Raw genomic sequence first — 493 nt, forward strand, 5'->3', positions numbered from 1 at the left:
CTGCGCTCGAAGTTGCACAGTAAGCGTTCTCAGGAGGGCACTGTCGGGTCAGCTTGACGTCTTGAAGTTCCACGGGAGCAGATCGTCGATGCCGCTTTGTGGGTGACCATTGGCGATCGCTGTGAGGGTTGCCTTGAGATAGGCGAAGGGCTCGATGCCGTTGATCTTGCAGGTCTCGATCAGTGAGGCGATGCGGCCCCAGGCGATACCACCCTCGTCATGCCCAGCGAAGAGGGCGTTTTTCCGATTGAGGGTGATGGAGCGGATCAGGTTTTCGACGCGGTTGTTGTCGATCTCGACGCGCCCATCGGCCAAGAAGGTCTGCAGTCCGTCCCAGTGATTGTGGATGTAAGTCAGCTTTTCACCCAGCCGGGATTTGGTGGAGATCTTGCGGCGCTCAGCCTCCAGCCATTCACCGAATGCTGCGACCAGCGGGGCACTGCGGGCCTGACGGGCAGACAATCGCTGGCCGGAGGAGATGCCACGAATGTCA

At 59.6% G+C, this 493-nt stretch carries 1 protein-coding gene; it reads right to left on the reverse strand.

Annotated features, from left to right (window positions below):
- Window positions 1-48 precede the first annotated feature (48 nt).
- Window positions 49-493: IS66 family transposase (locus A3722_RS18000; RefSeq protein ID WP_150120547.1), on the reverse strand; the 445-nt coding region annotated here is incomplete at its 5' end.

This window comes from Sulfitobacter sp. HI0027 (assembly GCF_001634775.1).
Classification (GTDB): domain Bacteria; phylum Pseudomonadota; class Alphaproteobacteria; order Rhodobacterales; family Rhodobacteraceae; genus Sulfitobacter.